Annotated in this window: 1 protein-coding gene; it reads left to right on the top strand. The window is 36.5% G+C overall.

The annotated features are described in order from the left end of the window. Positions 1-17: 17 nt before the first annotated feature. Positions 18-219: cation:dicarboxylate symporter family transporter (locus ACRHOC_RS15645; protein WP_431159497.1), on the top strand; the 202-nt coding region annotated here is incomplete at its 3' end.

Below are 219 nucleotides of genomic sequence, written 5' to 3'. Positions count from 1 at the left end.
AAGAGAAAGCCAAGCCCATGGCCGATATTTTTGATACACTCAATGAAGTGGTTATGGAAATGGTAGATCTTATTATGCTATTTGCGCCTTATGCAGTTTTTGCGCTTATGGCAAACGTTATTATAGCAGTTGATGATTCAGAGAACCCCATTAAATTGTTACAATATGCCTGCTGTGTTATTGGTGGCTTAAATTTAATGATAGGATTCTACATGATAC

This window comes from Winogradskyella poriferorum (assembly GCF_050618035.1).
GTDB classification, from domain to species: Bacteria; Bacteroidota; Bacteroidia; order Flavobacteriales; family Flavobacteriaceae; genus Winogradskyella; species Winogradskyella poriferorum_A.
This window is presented reverse-complemented; position numbering and strand designations above follow the sequence as displayed.